This is a genomic window from Endozoicomonas gorgoniicola (assembly GCF_025562715.2).
In the GTDB taxonomy this organism is placed as follows: domain Bacteria; phylum Pseudomonadota; class Gammaproteobacteria; order Pseudomonadales; family Endozoicomonadaceae; genus Endozoicomonas_A; species Endozoicomonas_A gorgoniicola.
In genome coordinates, this window is record NZ_JAPFCC010000001.1 from 6,139,903 (window position 1) to 6,156,362 (window position 16,460).

Consider the following 16,460-nt stretch of genomic DNA (forward strand, 5'->3'; position numbering starts at 1 on the left):
TTTGTTACTGACCGGATAACAGGGTTTTCAGCTTGCTGGCCAGAGTAGGAGCCTGTATTTCCCCAAGTGTCCTGATTTGACTCATTTCCTGTCCTGAAGGGTCAAAGAACAGCAGTGCAGGAGGGCCAAACAGCTGGTAGTCGTTCAACCAGGCCTGATGGTGCCGGGTGTTATCAGTGATATCCAGCTTGAGCAGTTGCAGTTGTTCAAGCAGAGGCCGGACATCCGGGTCAGGAAAAACGGTACGCTCTATCACTTTGCAGGACAGGCACCAGTCGGCGTACACATCAACCATAACGGGTTGTTTCGCAAGAGCTGCCTGCTGTAATAGATTGTCAAGTTCTGTAACTGAATGGGTTTTGGTAAAGATTAAACGGTTGTTCGCAGAACGGGTCTCAGGACTGATTGTAGAAGCGAGGTCTGTTAAAACGGGTGCAGCCAGTGGTTGTAAAGGGTCTGTGTTGCCTTTGGCTGCTCCCACTATGAGGCTGCCGCCATAAACCAGAAGAATGATTCCCAGGGCCTGGCTGGCTATTGCCCGACCTTTTTTCGGTTGAGTGCTTATGGCTCCGAGTCTGGTCCCGGCCCCAATAAGCAGACTTCCCCACAGTAAAAGAGTGGTGGGGCCTGGGATAACCCGCTCCAGCATCCAGATCGCAACCGCAAGAAGCAGAAAACCGAAGAATGTTTTGACGGAATCCATCCATTGTCCGGCCTTTGGCAGCAGGTGGCGTCCACCGATACCGATTAACAGCAGCGGCAGTCCCATGCCCAGTCCAAGGGCAAACAGGGATAGCCCTCCCAGCAGGGCATCCCCTGTTGTTCCTATGTAGATCAGGGCTCCGGCCAGGGGCGCGGAGACACAGGGTGATACAACGAGGGCTGACAGAACCCCCATTATCATGGCTCCGGACAGTTTGCCCTGCGACTGGCCAGAGTTACCCAGTTTATTGCGTAGTTTTTCAGGCAGTTGTAATTCATAAAGCCCAAACATGCTCAGGGCGAGCAGGACGAACAGCGCTGCGAAGGGGCCAATCAGCCAGGGAGACTGCAGTTTTGCCTGAAGATTGAGGCTGGCGCCAAAGAGCCCCATCAGGGTGCCAGCTATGGCAAACGTCAGTGACATACTAAGGATGTAAGCCAGTGTCAGACTGATGATTTTTGGACGCGAAGCCGTTGAGTTACCCACCAGAATACTGGATAGAATAGGCACCATTGGCAGTACGCAGGGGGTGAATGTCAAGCCAATGCCTGCCAGCAGGAATAGCAGTAGTGAAGCGACAAGGCTTTTTTCTGAAATGGTGGATTCATAGCTACTTGAATAGCTGTCAGAAGCGGCAGCAGATGTTGAATCCGACGAGAGGATGGTGCTGACGGGAACAAATGAATCATCAGAGGCGGCCAGTGCCAGAGTTTTTGTATGGGGGGGATAGCAGAGACCCGCTTCGGCACAGCCCTGAAAGCGAACATCAATTTCCGGTATGTCCTGAGAGCTGCTGACAGGCAACTGTATGGTTATATTCTGGTCAAAGACTTCCAGCAGCTCTCCGAAGTTTTCGTCAAACTTCTCTTTACCTGATGGATAAACGGGTTCGCCCAGTGTTGTTTCAGAATGCCGGGCAGTAAAGCTGAACCGTTTTTTATAAAGGTAATGACCGGGAGTGACTGCAAAATGAATCAGTGCCTGACTGTCGCGGATTTCGCCGGACAGCTGAAAAGCTTCTTCAACAGGGATGAAGGTTTGCTGCCCTGATGGTGACGAACTGATTAACCCCTGTAACCCTTCAGCACGTAACAGTTGGCTAAATAGAAACAGGCTCAGGAACAGAAACATTCCTGTAACAGCACTGCTTTTTATTAAGGCTGTGGATGATTTACCGGACATTATGTATGGCTTTTTTTTGGTTCTGGTATTGGTTCTGGTGTCCCTGATTGTGGAAGTTAATATCCGGCTTGCAAGTTAGCCTGCAAACCGGAATACATCAACCCTGTTATTAATCAGCCTTTGTAATTGGCAGCAGAGTGTTTGATGACCTCAAAGGCTGCGTCCCGGCCTTTCCAGCCATCAATTTTAACCCACTTGCCGGGTTCGAGGTCTTTGTAATTTTCGAAGAAGTGCTCGATTTGCTGTAACAGCAGGGGAGGCAGATCGGTGTATTCCTGAACGCCCTGATAAAGTGGAGTTAGTTTGTCGTGTGGGACGGCAATCAATTTTTCGTCCTGGCCGCTTTCATCCGACATATTCAGCATGCCTACCGCGCGACAGCGAATCACAGAACCCGGAACAACCGGATAAGGTGTTATGACCAGAACATCCAGCGGATCGCCATCGTCAGCCAGGGTTTGTGGAATATAGCCATAGTTGGCCGGATAAAACATCGGGGTAGCCATAAAGCGGTCTATCATGAGGGCATCAATATCTTTGTCAATCTCGTACTTGATGGGTGAGGCGTTGGCCGGAATTTCAATGGCAACGTAGATATCTTCTGGAAGGCTTTTGCCTGCTGGAATGTTTGTGTAACTCATATAGTAAATCTTTTTCAGGCTTTTTATAGGCTAGTTAAAAACCCATATTATAATGCGGATTTGCGCAATAGTCTTTGTTATTCCATCCATTGGAGCAGATAACGGCTGACCAGAGTCAGTAACAGGTTGAGACCATTGGCAAACAGTATCAGTACAACGATCCCCGACATCATTTGTTCGACCAGAGCCAGATGCCCTGCATTCATAAGGTAAAAGCCTACTCCGGATGATGATCCCAGCATTTCAGCAGCCGTTAACAGAATGATGCCAATGGTGGTGGACAGGCGAATGCCCGTCAGAATATTAGGTAAAGCGGCTGGCAACAGTATATGACGAATCGTCTGGTAACGAGGCAGTTGCAATGCTTTACCCAGCTCTATCCATTTGTATTCAACATGATCCAGTGAGTTCCAGGTGTAGATGGCTGTGGGCAGTGCAACCCCCAGTGCGATCATGGCAAAGCGGCTGCTCTCGCCAGTTCCCAGCCACATAACCAATAGAGGCAGCAGGGCAATTTTAGGCACTGCAAACAGGCTGGAAATCCAGGGTGAGAGTACTGAGCGGGTCATTGTAGAGAGATGTATCGCCAGACCAGCCAGCAGTCCACAGATAATACCGAAGGATGCACTGGTCAGAAGGCGAATGATAGATACCTGTATATGTTGAAGAAGCTCACCATGCAGCGTTTCTTCAAGCAATGTTGTTCCAATGACAAGGGGGGAAGGTAGGAAGTTGGTGTTAATTATGCCGGTGTCGCAGCCAGTCTGCCAAAGGAGAATAATGGCTGCTGTCGCTAACAGGCTCAGTAGTGATGAATAACCTCGTGCTTTTGTTGAAGAGTTCATTGCTGCAAGGTGTCCAGAATGCTGAGAATATCGACTTTAATGCTGGCGACCTTTTTTGATTGGTAGAAATTTTGCCAGTCTGTTGGCAGCCCTGGTATTTCCACCGAATACTGAACGGATGTTGGAGTGTTGCCCAGAATGAGAATTCGATCACTCAGAAACAGGGCTTCGTCAATGTTATGGGTAACCAGAACCATTGAGACAGGGTTGGTTTGGCGCAGCTGGTGCAGCTCAACAATGAGTGCCTGCCGGGTGAAATGATCAACCGCTGCGAAGGGTTCATCAAGAAGCAGCAAGTCCGGCTGGTTTATCAGAGCCCGTGCCAGGGCAACACGTTGTCGCATACCTCCTGATAAGGTGTGTGGATATTGATTGCTGACTTCGGGGATTTGAAGCTTTTTAAACAGGCAGGTGATTTGTTCTGTTTGGGCAGAACCGGTTAATGACCGCCGGGCAAGGGCAAGCCGGACATTGTCCATACAGGTTTTCCAGGGCAGCAGGCGGTCGTCCTGAAAGAGGATGGATGATTGACCATTGATATGGATACTGCCGTCATCAGGTGTCAAAAGCTGATGAATCAGGCGCAGTAATGTTGACTTTCCACAGCCTGACTGGCCCAGAATGGCCAGGGACTCAGACTTTTTCAGTGCAAAGTTTACATTGGCAAGAATCAGTTGGGTTGAGTAAGCAAACCCAAGATCAGAGGCTTCAATGCAGTTTTCCATTGCTAACCGGGGTTTCATCAGGGTTGTTCAGCAGACTTAATGCCAGCATATCGTTCAGATTGTAGTTTTTTTTCACCAAGCCCTGTTGCTGGTACCAGTTCAGGTTTTCCTGCATGGATGGAATGTCGGGTTGAGCGTTTCTATCAATATAGACAACCGCTTTTGGAAGTAGCTTTTCTGGAAGTCTGGGAGTCAGGTACTGGTTGATCTGGGTTAACAGAGCCTGTTTTGCGTGATCATCATTGCCAGTAATAAGGGTGTCAAAATAGTCCTGGCTGGCTTTTTTATAAGCACTTAAAAAACGCGATATTTTGTCGGGTTGTTTTTTTAGAGCGCCTGGGGAGGTGAAGACAACGCCCATTTGTCCGGGGTTGTAGTCTGATACTCTGCCGATTATATGCGCTTTGTTTTCACTTGATAGTTTAAAGGCGACATGTGACATCATAATGATGCTGTCCACCTGACAGGAAACCAGGGCGCTGATCATGGCCGGAACAGTTTGCAGCCGTATCAGGCGACTGTTTTCCAGTGTTTTTCCCTGACTTTGTGCCATTGCGCCATACCAGCGATGAAAGGTTGAACCGGTCTGGGTGATGCCCATTCTATGGTCAATGGTCATTTTCGGAGAGGTTAAGCCTTTTTCAAAGGCTGAATTGCAAGCCAGATAAGTGGCTCCGGGCCAACCTTTTTTTTCCTGATACTGACCAGCGATAATTTTCAGCTCACCCTTGCCTGCGAGGTTATAAAAACCGGCAGTGAGTGCGGTTACGCCAATATCGGCTTCTCCGGATGCGACGGCAAGGGCTACGTTCTGTGCGGCTCCAGCGTGTATAAAGTTAACATCGAGATTTTGTTCCGAGAAGTAGCCTCTTTCTTTTGCAATGAAAACAGCGGCAGAGGAAAAAAACGGCAGTAATGAGACATTCAGGGAGTCTCGATGTGTTACAGGTGCAGCCAGTAACTGGAATGAGGCCAGCAGGCCCAACCACAGGACGTGAAACATATTCATGACGCTGTCAGCCTTTTTATTCTGATTATTGAAATTAAATTCCGGCAGCTAAAGGCCCGGCTCATAGTAAGAGCCTGCATCGGCAATTATCAGTTGGGGAGTAAAGCAGCTGAGCAGGCAATTATCAAAAAATATCCGGAAACAAATAAACTAGACTTTATCAAATATACGAAAAGGATCTTTGGAATAAGCTTTTTATGGCATACCCACCAGATGGATCGGGTCGAACAGGTAGCCCGATTGGCGGTTCTTTGGAGCCGGAAATACCACAGCCCAAGGAAGTAGGGAAGCATGGCAGTAGCAGTGTCACGTCTGCGCCTGTCAAAAGGTTTATCGGCAGCGGGAAGGCTCATGAGGAGAGCCGTCCACGTGGGCGGAATATCCGTGAACGCACTGCAGAAAAATACAGTGACAGTTTTGATCCAGAGGGTTTTGAGGAGCCATCTGAAGATGAAGGTTTGGAATCTGGTGGTCTGGATGAACTTCTGGATGATCAATTAAGAAGCAAACACCCTGACAATACAAGCTCTGCCGAACCTCTCGGGCGGCTACTTCAACATGATGAAGATCAGCCTGCTCCTGACCAGCCTCCGGAAGAAACATCTCCGGTCAGCGAAGAGTCTTCAGCGCCTGAAGGCAGAAGAAATATTCAAATAACATCAACAGAGGACGCTAATGGTGATCCTGGCCGGGAGGGGGAGCAGGACATTGAGGCAGGACTTACTAACCGCCTCTCTTTTGTAGATAAAATACCCTATAAAAAATACCTTACAGGATCGGTTATCGGGGCTGTTTTGATTGGTGTCGGGATGGCCACATTCCCTGCCGGCGCACTCCTTTATTCGGTAGGAGCCATGATGTTGTCGACGTCGCTGGCTTTTATGTACAGCGATGACGGTTCCCAGGCTGCCCCGCCTCCTCCATCTCCGGATTCAGGTAAGAAGAAAAAAGAAGAAAATGACAGTAATAAGCCGGATGATACTCCTGAGCCTTCGGTACCAAAGAATGATTTTCTGGCGGTGGAAAATCCTGATTTCCAGGGTGCTGAAGGTTTAACGCCTGAGCAGGAGGAAGCTCAGCGAAGGATGAAGGAGTTATTGAATAACAGAGGCAGGATAGACCCGGAGGATATTACCAGACTTGAAGCAGAGTTGATGAGTGGCGATAGCAGTGAGCCGCTTTCAAGCCGAATGGCTAAAATACTGGCTCCTGTATTGCGTGAAGCAGGGTTTGACTGTTCTGAAGAAGGCTGGAAGGCAGTTTCAGCGGTTTGCAATGCCGCTAAAAGAGTGATTACGAATCCTCAGATGCCAGAAGATGAGCTGGCGGGAGAAATGTATGGCAGCACTCAGAGAATGCTTGACCACCTGCCAAACCTGAATAAAGATATGCTGATGAAATATCGCTCAAGCGCCATTGCCCTGATGCAGACTCCGAGTCTGGCAAATAGAGCAAGAGTAGTTTTTAAAGCTCATATTGATGCCATTGATGATCGTTTGAATCGACTAAGGACAGAAGAAAAAAGGCAGCCACCGCCCGTGGCCAGGAAACCACAACAGCCTCAGAAGAAAAGTAAGATTGCAGAAATTGATCGAGGTGAAAATCTGGGTCTGGGACCAAATGATCATCTTAATTTAGAAAACTTAACGAACAGGCGTCACTACTTCCTTCTTAAAGCAGAGCTTATTAATAAAATAAGTCCTGATTTTTCAGAACAGAAGGCCAACAAGATCCTGTTTGCTGCTTATGGTGTATTGTCTTCTCCAGATGGAATTCCGGGAGCTTTGTTTATAGAACGGCTTAAACAGGATCCTGCTGTAGCCGCTCACCAGCAGATAGTTGATCAAATAGTGAGCGTTCAGAGGCGTTTTAAAAACCAAAATATATAGAAATTAAAAATATATTAATTATAGCTAATTGAGATTTCATACCGAAGTCTCAGTGATTTTTAGTGTCGAATGGCAGGAGTAACCTAGATTAAAGGTAATGTGCAAAATTAATTCTTTGCACAAAATACAGGGAGTTCTTAACAGATGGCAGATGCGTCGGTAGATGGATCAGGCAATGGTGGGGTTGTTAATGGTGGAGTTGCCAATGATGGTGGAACTGGCACTGGTACAGGAACGACGCCCGTCACAATCAATGAAGGTAAAAAAAGCTCTCTCAGGGCTTCAGGTTTCAGTGATTCCCAAATAGAAGCCCTGATGGCTCTGGCTGATCCCGATGACCAGGGTAACTCTCTGACACCAACACACTTTTATGCTGTTGATAAATCGACATTAAATGCCCTTAAATACGCTGGTGAACTGAATGAAGCAGCTAAGCAAATAGTTTATGTTCAGACACCCGTTTCAATGTTGAATCAGGTCAGTAACCCCTCAAACTGGCAAGGTGACAACTATATAGGACCAGGTGCAGCCACGATAAATGCCTACACCCTGGGTGAAAAAATCGATTTTTCCAAGCCCAGCCTGGATGCACTGGTTATGTCAGTGTTAACCGCCAGAGCTGACATCATTCAGGAACAACTGCGTGAACAAATTGAGTCTATACAAGAAAAAAACAAACGGTTAGAAGTGGCGAATGAATGGCTGGTTAAGGCAAAAAATGAAAAAGCTAAAGCAGTTGACAAAGGATCTACCGGGACGACCACATTTACGGCTGAATTTAAATCGTTCTGGAATAGTTATGGAGCAGAGTTTTATGACAAAAGTGATAATCATAACTCTTCGCAATGGGACGTTAATATTCAAGGCCTGAAAAAAGAAATAGAAGCCCTGACCACTCAATCTCAACTAGAAACAACTAAGCTGCAGCAAACCATTAATAAATACAACCAGTCATACGAGATGTTGTCTAACTTTATTAATAAGTACTACCAGTCAATAAGCACAATAATACAGAATCTACGCTGATTTAATTCAAGGAGGAATGACGCGTGAATAATCAAAATATCGACCAGATACCTGGTGAAGAAATGGAAGACATGCTCATGGAGTTCTTTGGCAAGGGTGGGACGTTCAAAGACCTGAAAAATATGAGTGAGGATGCAATGGAGGCTATTTACAGTGTTGCATACAATCTCTACCAGGGCGGTAAATACGAAGAAGCTCAGAAGGTATTCCAGTTTCTTTGCTTTTATGACCACTTTAATCGCAAGTACTTTTTAGGTTTAGGTGCTTGCCAGCAAATGCAAAAGCAATTTGAAAATGCGATTGAAATTTTTACCTTTGCACTGGTATTGGATGAGCATGATCCCCGACCAATGATTTACATAGGGGACTGTCATCTGGCAATGGGAGATAAGGAAAAAGCCAGACAGTCTTATGAATCGGCTATTGAGTGGGCTTCTGAGTCATCAGAGTATGATGATGAAAAACAACGTGCCGCAGAAATGCTTGATAATTTAAGCGATTCTGACGACAGCGAATAATTTACAGGGAGTAGTATCAATGGGTGGAATTAATACAAGTTCTGTAGGGAATACAGACCATACGAAACTGCCTGGTTTGGTTTCAGCAGAAACCGAGGTTCAGGAAGCTGAAAAACCTGTAGATAGAGGTTTCAGTGGGCAAAACTCTTATTCCAGAACTGAAGGGGATCAGAAAGACGCTGCTCCAGCCTCCCAAATTCCTAAACCGAATCTGGACAAACCTTCTGAGAAAGGTGAGTCAGAAAAAGCGACAACGGAAGCTTTAAAGACGTATGAGAAGGATGGGAGTGCCCCGTTAGCTGAAACACTGGGTAAAAGCGTTGAACAGTTCCAGAAAAAACCATTGGCGAATCAGGTTGCGACCCTCCAGGGTAAAAAGGCTGAGTTGCAGAAAATGGGTTTTAACGAAGCTCAAATTGATGGTATGACAGCCCTTGCAGACCCCGATGATCCAGATAACTCTCTATCATCCATGCACTCAGCCCCTGCGCGCATGAAAGACCTGTTTGCGGCCAATGGTCAGCCAAAGCTCAACAAACTATACAATGCTTTTGAAGATGTCTTAACTCGATTTTCAGCGATTGAAGAGATACCTGATGATTTGAAAAAAGGAATTCAGGCTGATGTAACAAAATTAGCGCAATCCGTTTTAAACAATAAGGATTTTCTGGATATCGATACTGCTACAACCATGGTTACCCAGCTTCAGAGTCAGCTTCAAAACGAAAGAATCAAGTTTGACGAGCAGACTATTCGACTGGGGCAGATGAATAGAAGTGAAGCCAGTGATAAGCGAATCAGCCAGATCGCAGAAGCCATCGAGAAAGCCAATAAAGCCAAGGAAAGCAGCTTCTTTGGAAAAATATTCGGTTTTATTGCAATGGCTGTGATGGCTGTCGCAGCCGTTGCAATGGTGGCGACAGGCGTTGGTGCAGTCGCGGGAGGTATGATGTTTGCGGCTTTAGCGCTTACAGCCACAATGGTTATTTCATCAGAAACTAATAATTTTATGATGAAAATTTTTGGCGACGGTAAAGATGCACAAATAGGTGCAATGGCTTTCTGGACGGGCCTTTCTATTGTGTTGTCTCTGGGTGCAGCAGGTGCCGCAAGCGGTAGTGCCAACGCAGCGTCCACGACTTCTAAAGTAGCTGCTAATGCTGCGACCTCAGGTGCTTCAACCGGAGCGTCCGTAACTGCAACGGCTACCAATACGGCTTCCACGGCTGCAACAACAACAGCCAAAATGACGGAAATGATGAATAAGCTTAAAAAGATTGCCCAGGCGATACAGGGGGCTGCCACGATGGGAGACGGAAGCGCTCAGGCGGCTTCTTCCACCTACAGCTATCAGGCAGAAAACCTTAAAGCAGACGCATTGGAAGAAAAAGCGTTCATGTTGAGAATTCAACAGCAGATTGATGATGCCATGGAAGGGATTCAAAGAGCTATAGATGAACTTCAGTCAGGCTATGGCGTTGCTGCCAACATCATTAAAGCTAACCATGAAACGAAATCTACTCTTGCACGTAACGTAAAAGCTTGAGCAATTTGTTTTTAAAGGAGATTGATTATGTCAAATATACCAGGGCAGGTCACTTCGCCCATTAACGTAGATGTGGCTTCACAAGCCAGTGCGTTACAGGGGAATGAAAATGTAGAAGATGTAAACAAGGTCGGCTCCGGCAACCTTGACGGACAGCATATCAGCACCAGTAAAAAAGCAGATGAATCGAATGTGCTTAAGGGGCAGGAAACCAGAAGGCCGGATCTTGATCAGCCAGGTAATGTAAAGTCAAATCATATGGAGCAGGCCAGGAACAGCTTAGGTGAGCTGGGAGAGGTCACTGATAAAGCTCTGAAAAATACTCTTGAACTGGTTCAAAACGCTAAAGCAGGAACACTTTCCCAAGAGCAGATGGCTAAGTTAAAGGAATACAGTGAAACAATGAAAGAGACTGTTGGTTTCCTTGAGCTGATCAGTGGAAATAATACTTCCAGTGCGGAGGGCAAAAAATCAGTACTGGCTGCATTAGGCTTTAGTGAGCGACAGATGGATGCGTTAACGTCGTTGGCAAACCCTGATGATGCTGAAAACGCTCTTGAGTCGATGCATGGTGGGGCGCATGCTTTGCAAGGCAAAAAAGACTCTCTCAAGAGTATGGGGTTCAGTGATTCTCAGATTGATGCTTTGTTGGCACTGGCAGATCCTGATGATGAAGGCAATGCTCTGGCTTCCATGCACCAGGCCGTTGGCAATAGAGCAAAACTGGGCGCCCTGGGCTTTAGTCAGGAACAAGCCGGGCGATTTCTGGCTTTGCTTCAGGGAAGGTCACAGGAAGTCTCTCAGCAGTTGGAAAACTGGCTGAATTCCGGGCTTAGTGAGGAACAGGTAAATATCCTTAAGGCTTTTGCTGACCCGGCAGGACTCCAAAACCTGAGCCTCCTGGCGGAAGACAGCAGTCAGGTAATAGATAAATTGAAACAAGCTATATCAGCCGCAACCAGTCTGTTAAATGGACACTACCCGGGTGATCCTATCGTAAAAGCGCTGGCTGATATCTTTCTGGTACTCGAACTTTTATTTGAAATGAGTGTCATTGGGCGCAAGATCGCCAGAGCGTCGAGAGCTATTGCATACGACGCAGCCAAAGAATCAGTCCTTAGTCAGGCAGATGACATAAGGAAAGCAGGTTTTCATTCGCTGTTAGCAGGCACTGTGGGCGGCTCCATGAAAATCGCTTCGGGCGGTATCTCTATGGCCGGTGCGGCAAAAAGCACTAAAGTGGATACACCGGAAGGCGCTGATCTTAATACCAAGTCTCAAATGCAATCCACTGCAACCAACTCCCAGTTACAGAAAACATCTGCTGTCGGAACCATGGTGGGGAGTACTGGTGAAACAGCAGGGGCAGGCTTTCAATATCAGGTTGCTCAGGAACAGGCTGAGCAAAAAGAAGAAGAAGCCTTGCAGAAGACTCATGAAAATGTTGCAACCAGTGAGAGTGAGTGGATGCAGCTGCAGCAGGATATGGTTAAATCCACGCAAAGCAGAATGGAAGAAATTATCCGGAGCGATAACGAGACATTCAAAAAAGTCAATGTCTAGTAAAAGTTAATAAGCCAGCCCCCCGGGGCTGGCTTATTGGTTTCCAGGGAGAAGGAAAATGATTGATACCGGTGGTGTACATTTCACTCAGCACCCTGGTCCCACCAAGCAACTTGAAGGCGGTAAAAGCCCTCAGGGACTTCAGGGCAAGCTGCAGGGTGAAGGACTGGTTGCCACCTCTAATGCTGCATCCAAATTTGCTGATGCTGCAGAGGAAATGTCATTCATTGCAGGACAATTTAAAAACAAAACGTCTGATAAGCGTAAATTCAAGACAGGTAGCGGGCTATCTGCTTCTATCCTCGAACGCATCAAAAAAATCCAGACCATTCAGGGTGTACAGGGCGTCAAAGACCTTCTTAATAACTTTCAGACTCAAAAAAATCTTACCAACCAGCAAATTCGTGAAAAGCTGGAAGAGTTTTCGGATGATCCTGTTGATCAGTTCACTGCCCTGGATATTGCGGCTGATTACTTTGAACAGCTGGGTGACAAACAAAAAGCGGATCAGTTACGGGGAGTCAGGGATGATATCAGGGCTGAGCATAAGTCACTGATCACTGCTGCGGCTAACATCTCGGAAGATGCTGCTGAATTTTCTCATTTTGGTGATGTGCGGGGTATTCGGGAAGCCTACGACAGCAATGTTCAGTCTTATGTTCGTGACGACCAGTCGCTGGAAAAACTGCACCAGTTCCTTACTGAAAACTATGGTACTGACGATATTGAAGAAGCCATTCTTATGCAATTGAAGTTGCTTTCATCTGAAATGGCCTCCATGGAACCATCAGCACCTCCTGAACATCTCGATGCCATTGTCAAAGATCTGAGTAAGTTGAAACAGCTGGTGGCTATTCACGATAGCTGTATTGAAACAGAAGAACAGCTGGTAAGAACGTATCCGGAAACGGAACTGAATGAAGATGTTCTGATGCGGCAATTGCTCAACCTGGTTCAACAGCAATGGGTGACTGAGGCAGACTTTGAAAAGATACCCGATGCCATGAATGTTCAGCAGCTTGACGCACAGATATTTACGCTGACGAAAGTGGTTGCCATGGTCAGAATGATTCCGGAAGAAGTCTTTGCTAATGACGATACCAAACAAGCCATTATCTCCGCTGCCTCTGAGGGGCTGGACTCGAAGATTGAGATGGAGGCTACAGAGGATATAGCAAACAGTCAGAAAGAAGCAGAGAGCTTTATTTCCGAAATTGCAATTGACTTGTCGTCTGTTAAAAGACGTCATGAAGACTAGCCCCCATACAAAAGGTCAGGGAAGGATGAGGGTGCATCGTGAATCCCGCTGGGTTCAGGTGTGCTAGAAAAGCTAATTAAAGACAGTTTGGGATAACGATGCTATGGACTGGCGAGATGACGTAATTGCCGATATTGGCAAAGGAATGGGAATTGACAATCTCAGCTTTGGCGAGAGTGGTGTACTCAGTCTTGATTTTGAGCATCGCGGGGAACTGTATCTTGAACAGCAGGAAGAGGGTGTATTGATGTATCTGGTGCGCTCTATCCCGGTTCATGACAGCCTTGGGCTACTGGTTGGAGCCTTAAAAGAATGTCATTACACGAAAGCGTCGAAGTTTCCAATGCAGGTGGGCTTAAAAGGTGATGAAGAGCTTTTGCTGTTTATCTATCTGGCTAATGAGGAGTTTTCCAGACCTAATATTGAAACGACTATCGATACACTAACCCAGCAATTTGAAAAAATTGGGAGTGTCTGAATTGAAGCTGGTGGTCTGGTCACTGACTGGAATCACCTGAACGGGAAGTACTACCGCGACTCAAGAGGTCCAGAAAATGGCCGAAAATATTACCAACTCCAGTCAGCTGGCTGAAAAGGCTCTGGAATCCCTGGAACCGGCAGCATCTCCCGATCAGGCCGATGCTTCAGCAGCAGAAAAGTTTGGAGAACTGCTCTCACAAAACCCGGGAAAAAATGCTAACGGACAAAATGTTCTGGCAGAAGGTGTTGAACAAACACCTCCGGTTGATGGGGATGCATTAACTCTGGGGGATAAAATCCTTCGGGGTATGCAGGGCTTAAGAGACCATGTTGAGGCAGGAAGGGCTGATGTCCAGAGTGCCATGACACCACCCCAGGAAGGTGAGGTCATGAATATGCAGCAGATGTTTAAGACTCAGATGGCGATGACCAACCTGATGGTGACTGAGGATTACATCGGTAAAATCGTCAGTAAGAGTACTCAAACGTTCGATACGCTGTTGAAGAACCAGTAAGCATTCCGCACTGGTTTGAAGGCTGTAGTGTAAAAACGACAGCGTAAAAACGACAGTGTAAAAGCAATAGTTGGAACATTGTAACCCGCAGGTTGCTCCCTGATGAAATACAACTTACAACGCAGGCTCAGAATACTGAGCGTCATTTCTTTCAGTTTACTGCTTGCGGCTTGTAAGGTTGAACTCTATTCCGGTCTCAGTGAGAAAGAAGGCAATGAAATGCTGGCTATTTTGCTTGATGGTGGGATAGCTGCAGAGAAAACACTCGACAAGGACAAACAGGTTACGCTGATGGTTGGATCGGATGAAGTATCCCATTCCATCAAACTCCTCAAGAGCCTGGGTTACCCTAAAGTAAAGTACTCCTCTATTGGTGATATTTTCCCCAAAGACGGCCTGATCTCTTCGCCGACAGAGGAACGGGCTCGTTACACTTACTCAATGTCTCAGGAACTGTCATCCACCCTGTCGATGATTGATGGAGTGATTACAGCTCGTGTTCATGTGGTATTGCCACAGGAACAGGACACCCTGAGCGATGTAAACTATCCGTCTTCAGCGTCAGTTTTCATAAAATATACACCAGAACTGGAACTGGCTGGTTTTATACCTAAAGTGAAAACGCTGGTTTCAAACAGTATTGAAGGTTTGTCTCTGGACAAAATTACCGTTTCCCTGTTCCCGGCCACTCGTATCAATCAGGACAATCTGCTGGCTCCCGACAAAACCGGCTCAAATTTCACAATGATTATTTTTATCCTGCTTGGGCTGGTCGTTCTTATTCTGGGGGGGACCGGTGGTGCTTACTGGTGGTTTTATATGCGGACTCCGGCTAATTCCGGAGGTAGGGCTAAATGAATGCCTCTCACCCGCTTATTGATGGTCGACAGAGTCTGGATCTGTTTCAGCGGGTGGCTGAGTTCAACCTCTATCTTATCCGGTATATCGACTCGACCTGGCTGAAAACGGTAAAACTGTCGCCTTTAGTGTCACAGCTGCGAAAAGCGGGGAATGCCGATTTCCACCTTTCCCATTACCTTCTGACCCAGTTCTCCCTGCACGAAGATTATGATTACGATTTTGAGGAGCCTGCTAAACGAATTGTACTGGCAAAGACAGATTTGCTTTTAGAAACGGCTATTTATATCGGCATTATTCTCAACGAAGATGTTATTCGAAATGCTGTTCGCCGGGATGAACGGGTAGCTCTGGAACGATGCCTGGGGACTGACGCCTATCGGTTTGCGGTTAAAAAAGCCCAATTTGTCAGCCGTGCTGCCAGCAAACAGGGGCCAAGCCTGTTGATTGACTGGAATCATCTGCAACGCTTCAAACAGTATCTGCAAACCAGTGGGTTACAGGTCATTGGCAAGGCTTTTTCACCGGCACCGCTCTCTTTCAAAAAGCGTCTGGAGCTAAAGCTACCCCAGTCATGCAAAGACACATTGACGAATACCAAAACAGTGAATCTGTCTGAAACCGACTGTGTGAATTTACTGGTCAAGACTTACAGGGAGGTGGATAAAGAATGGCGTCTCCTATTGTCCTGACAGATGGAATGCTGCATATAGATCCGGCAGCCAGGCTTTTAAAAGCCACGGACTATGCTCGCTATCTGGAAGCAAAAGATATTATCCAGTCGGCTGAGCAAAGAGCGGAGCAGATTGTTGAAGCCGCCAAAGCCGCCTATGAACAGGAAAAGCAAAAAGGCTATGAAGACGGTGTGGCTGAAAGCAGGATCGACCAGGCTGACCAGATGCTGAAGGTCGTCAGTCGCACGATTAACTATCTTGCGGAAGTGGAAGCAGCACTGGCCGAGATCCTTATGTCCGGAGTGAAAAAGATCATTGGTGAATTTGACCAGGAAGAACTGGCTGTTAACCTGGTTCGCAACGCCCTGCAGCATGTCCGGAATGAAAAACAGGTAACTATTCGCATTCCTCCCAGCCAGTTCAAGATGGTCAAGGCTAAAGTAAACGACATTCTTGCTGAATATAAAGGCGTTGGCTTTATTGACCTTGTAGCCGACCAGCGTCTTTCAACCGGTGACTGTATTATGGAGAGTGAAATCGGTGTCGTTGACGCCAGTGTTGACTTGCAGATTGCTGCACTGCAAAAGCGCTTTGAGAAAATCCATAGCTCTGCCGTTAAGAGTATCAGTAATGACGATAGCCTTTTGGGGCGTGATTGAAACTGTTAATGCTGTTGCACTTGTTACGAGCTTCTATTGACGCCTCTGTTCATGTTATTGCGCCTCTGAATGACTTCGTTCCTGCCCTGGTTTTACGTCAAATACGGACTTAATTGAGGGATTTCGTGATTGTATTTTCCCTAACAAATCTCTACATTTCGCTAACAAATTAATTATTGACAGTATGTATAAATCAAGATCATCACTAGTGGAAAAACGAGGTTGTTATCGCAGCTATAATGGTGATCTGTTTATTGCAGTTTCCGTAAAACTTCAGTGTCCCAAGTTGAAGTATTCAACCATAACTAAATACTGTCAGTTTGGCTAATGGCATTCAGTATTCTGTTTTGCACCTGGCACCAAACGTCA

At 46.6% G+C, this 16,460-nt stretch carries 16 protein-coding genes; 11 read left to right on the forward strand and 5 right to left on the reverse strand.

Going from position 1 to position 16,460, the window contains the following annotated elements; translation table 11 throughout:
- Positions 1 to 4: 4 nt before the first annotated feature.
- The 5 genes from dsbD to NX722_RS27620 form a co-directional block, all read right to left on the reverse strand.
- Positions 5 to 1,885, reverse strand: coding sequence for a protein-disulfide reductase DsbD (dsbD, locus tag NX722_RS27600; RefSeq protein ID WP_262566018.1), 1,881 nt, complete (start codon positions 1,883 to 1,885; stop codon positions 5 to 7).
- 113 nt (positions 1,886 to 1,998) lie between these two features.
- On the reverse strand, positions 1,999 to 2,526 hold the full coding sequence (gene ppa, locus NX722_RS27605) for an inorganic diphosphatase (RefSeq protein ID WP_262566019.1): 528 nt from the start codon (positions 2,524 to 2,526) through the stop codon (positions 1,999 to 2,001).
- Positions 2,527 to 2,603: 77 nt separating this feature from the next.
- Positions 2,604 to 3,371 carry an ABC transporter permease gene (locus NX722_RS27610; RefSeq protein WP_262566020.1) on the reverse strand — a complete coding sequence of 256 codons (768 nt, stop codon included), beginning with the start codon at positions 3,369 to 3,371 and terminating at the stop codon, positions 2,604 to 2,606.
- Positions 3,368 to 4,096, reverse strand: a complete 729-nt coding sequence (locus NX722_RS27615) for an ABC transporter ATP-binding protein (RefSeq protein ID WP_262566021.1) — start codon at positions 4,094 to 4,096, stop codon at positions 3,368 to 3,370. Before NX722_RS27615 ends, NX722_RS27610 begins: the two co-directional genes overlap by 4 nt.
- Complete coding sequence (locus tag NX722_RS27620) at positions 4,080 to 5,105, reverse strand: ABC transporter substrate-binding protein (protein WP_262566022.1); 1,026 nt, start codon at positions 5,103 to 5,105, stop codon at positions 4,080 to 4,082. Before NX722_RS27620 ends, NX722_RS27615 begins: the two co-directional genes overlap by 17 nt.
- Positions 5,106 to 5,302: 197 nt before the next feature.
- Between NX722_RS27620 and NX722_RS27625 the strand changes: the two genes are divergently transcribed.
- The 11 genes from NX722_RS27625 (at position 5,303) to NX722_RS27675 (ending at position 16,091) form a co-directional block, all read left to right on the forward strand.
- Entirely contained in the window at positions 5,303 to 6,994 is a 1,692-nt protein-coding gene (locus tag NX722_RS27625) for a hypothetical protein (RefSeq protein ID WP_262566023.1), read from the forward strand.
- 144 nt (positions 6,995 to 7,138) lie between these two features.
- The gene (locus tag NX722_RS27630; RefSeq protein WP_262566024.1) at positions 7,139 to 8,020 is read left to right on the forward strand and encodes a hypothetical protein; all 882 of its coding nucleotides are present in this window, start codon (positions 7,139 to 7,141) and stop codon (positions 8,018 to 8,020) included.
- A 23-nt stretch (positions 8,021 to 8,043) separates the two neighbouring features.
- A complete protein-coding gene (locus NX722_RS27635; protein WP_262566025.1) occupies positions 8,044 to 8,538 on the forward strand; it encodes a SycD/LcrH family type III secretion system chaperone in 495 nt (164 codons plus the stop codon).
- 343 nt (positions 8,539 to 8,881) lie between these two features.
- Entirely contained in the window at positions 8,882 to 10,084 is a 1,203-nt protein-coding gene (gene sctE / locus NX722_RS27640) for a type III secretion system translocon subunit SctE (protein WP_262566026.1), read from the forward strand.
- A gap of 27 nt (positions 10,085 to 10,111) precedes the next feature.
- Entirely contained in the window at positions 10,112 to 11,647 is a 1,536-nt protein-coding gene (locus NX722_RS27645) for a hypothetical protein (RefSeq protein ID WP_262566027.1), read from the forward strand.
- 58 nt (positions 11,648 to 11,705) lie between these two features.
- Complete coding sequence (locus NX722_RS27650) at positions 11,706 to 12,905, forward strand: TyeA family type III secretion system gatekeeper subunit (protein ID WP_262566028.1); 1,200 nt, start codon at positions 11,706 to 11,708, stop codon at positions 12,903 to 12,905.
- Between the two features lie 103 nt (positions 12,906 to 13,008).
- Positions 13,009 to 13,383 (forward strand): type III secretion system chaperone family protein, encoded by a 375-nt coding sequence (locus tag NX722_RS27655; protein ID WP_262566029.1) that lies wholly within the window; start codon positions 13,009 to 13,011, stop codon positions 13,381 to 13,383.
- A 76-nt stretch (positions 13,384 to 13,459) separates the two neighbouring features.
- Positions 13,460 to 13,900, forward strand: a complete 441-nt coding sequence (locus tag NX722_RS27660; protein ID WP_262566030.1) for an EscI/YscI/HrpB family type III secretion system inner rod protein — start codon at positions 13,460 to 13,462, stop codon at positions 13,898 to 13,900.
- 102 nt (positions 13,901 to 14,002) lie between these two features.
- A complete protein-coding gene (sctJ, locus tag NX722_RS27665; RefSeq protein ID WP_262566031.1) occupies positions 14,003 to 14,758 on the forward strand; it encodes a type III secretion system inner membrane ring lipoprotein SctJ in 756 nt (251 codons plus the stop codon).
- Positions 14,755 to 15,450, forward strand: coding sequence for a Yop proteins translocation protein K (locus tag NX722_RS27670; RefSeq protein ID WP_262566032.1), 696 nt, complete (start codon positions 14,755 to 14,757; stop codon positions 15,448 to 15,450). The genes sctJ and NX722_RS27670 overlap by 4 nt, the downstream gene beginning before the upstream one ends.
- Positions 15,429 to 16,091 carry an HrpE/YscL family type III secretion apparatus protein gene (locus tag NX722_RS27675; RefSeq protein ID WP_262566033.1) on the forward strand — a complete coding sequence of 221 codons (663 nt, stop codon included), beginning with the start codon at positions 15,429 to 15,431 and terminating at the stop codon, positions 16,089 to 16,091. Before NX722_RS27670 ends, NX722_RS27675 begins: the two co-directional genes overlap by 22 nt.
- The last annotated feature ends 369 nt before the right edge of the window (positions 16,092 to 16,460 follow it).

Coding starts and splice junctions, on each gene's coding strand:
- dsbD (WP_262566018.1), bottom strand. CDS start 1,885: ATGTCCGGTAAATCATCCACAGCCTTAATAAAAAGCAGTGCTGTTACA.
- ppa (WP_262566019.1), bottom strand. CDS start 2,526: ATGAGTTACACAAACATTCCAGCAGGCAAAAGCCTTCCAGAAGATATC.
- NX722_RS27610 (WP_262566020.1), bottom strand. CDS start 3,371: ATGAACTCTTCAACAAAAGCACGAGGTTATTCATCACTACTGAGCCTG.
- NX722_RS27615 (WP_262566021.1), bottom strand. CDS start 4,096: ATGGAAAACTGCATTGAAGCCTCTGATCTTGGGTTTGCTTACTCAACC.
- NX722_RS27620 (WP_262566022.1), bottom strand. CDS start 5,105: ATGAATATGTTTCACGTCCTGTGGTTGGGCCTGCTGGCCTCATTCCAG.
- NX722_RS27625 (WP_262566023.1), top strand. CDS start 5,303: ATGGCATACCCACCAGATGGATCGGGTCGAACAGGTAGCCCGATTGGC.
- NX722_RS27630 (WP_262566024.1), top strand. CDS start 7,139: ATGGCAGATGCGTCGGTAGATGGATCAGGCAATGGTGGGGTTGTTAAT.
- NX722_RS27645 (WP_262566027.1), top strand. CDS start 10,112: ATGTCAAATATACCAGGGCAGGTCACTTCGCCCATTAACGTAGATGTG.
- NX722_RS27650 (WP_262566028.1), top strand. CDS start 11,706: ATGATTGATACCGGTGGTGTACATTTCACTCAGCACCCTGGTCCCACC.
- NX722_RS27655 (WP_262566029.1), top strand. CDS start 13,009: ATGGACTGGCGAGATGACGTAATTGCCGATATTGGCAAAGGAATGGGA.
- NX722_RS27660 (WP_262566030.1), top strand. CDS start 13,460: ATGGCCGAAAATATTACCAACTCCAGTCAGCTGGCTGAAAAGGCTCTG.
- sctJ (WP_262566031.1), top strand. CDS start 14,003: ATGAAATACAACTTACAACGCAGGCTCAGAATACTGAGCGTCATTTCT.
- NX722_RS27670 (WP_262566032.1), top strand. CDS start 14,755: ATGAATGCCTCTCACCCGCTTATTGATGGTCGACAGAGTCTGGATCTG.
- NX722_RS27675 (WP_262566033.1), top strand. CDS start 15,429: ATGGCGTCTCCTATTGTCCTGACAGATGGAATGCTGCATATAGATCCG.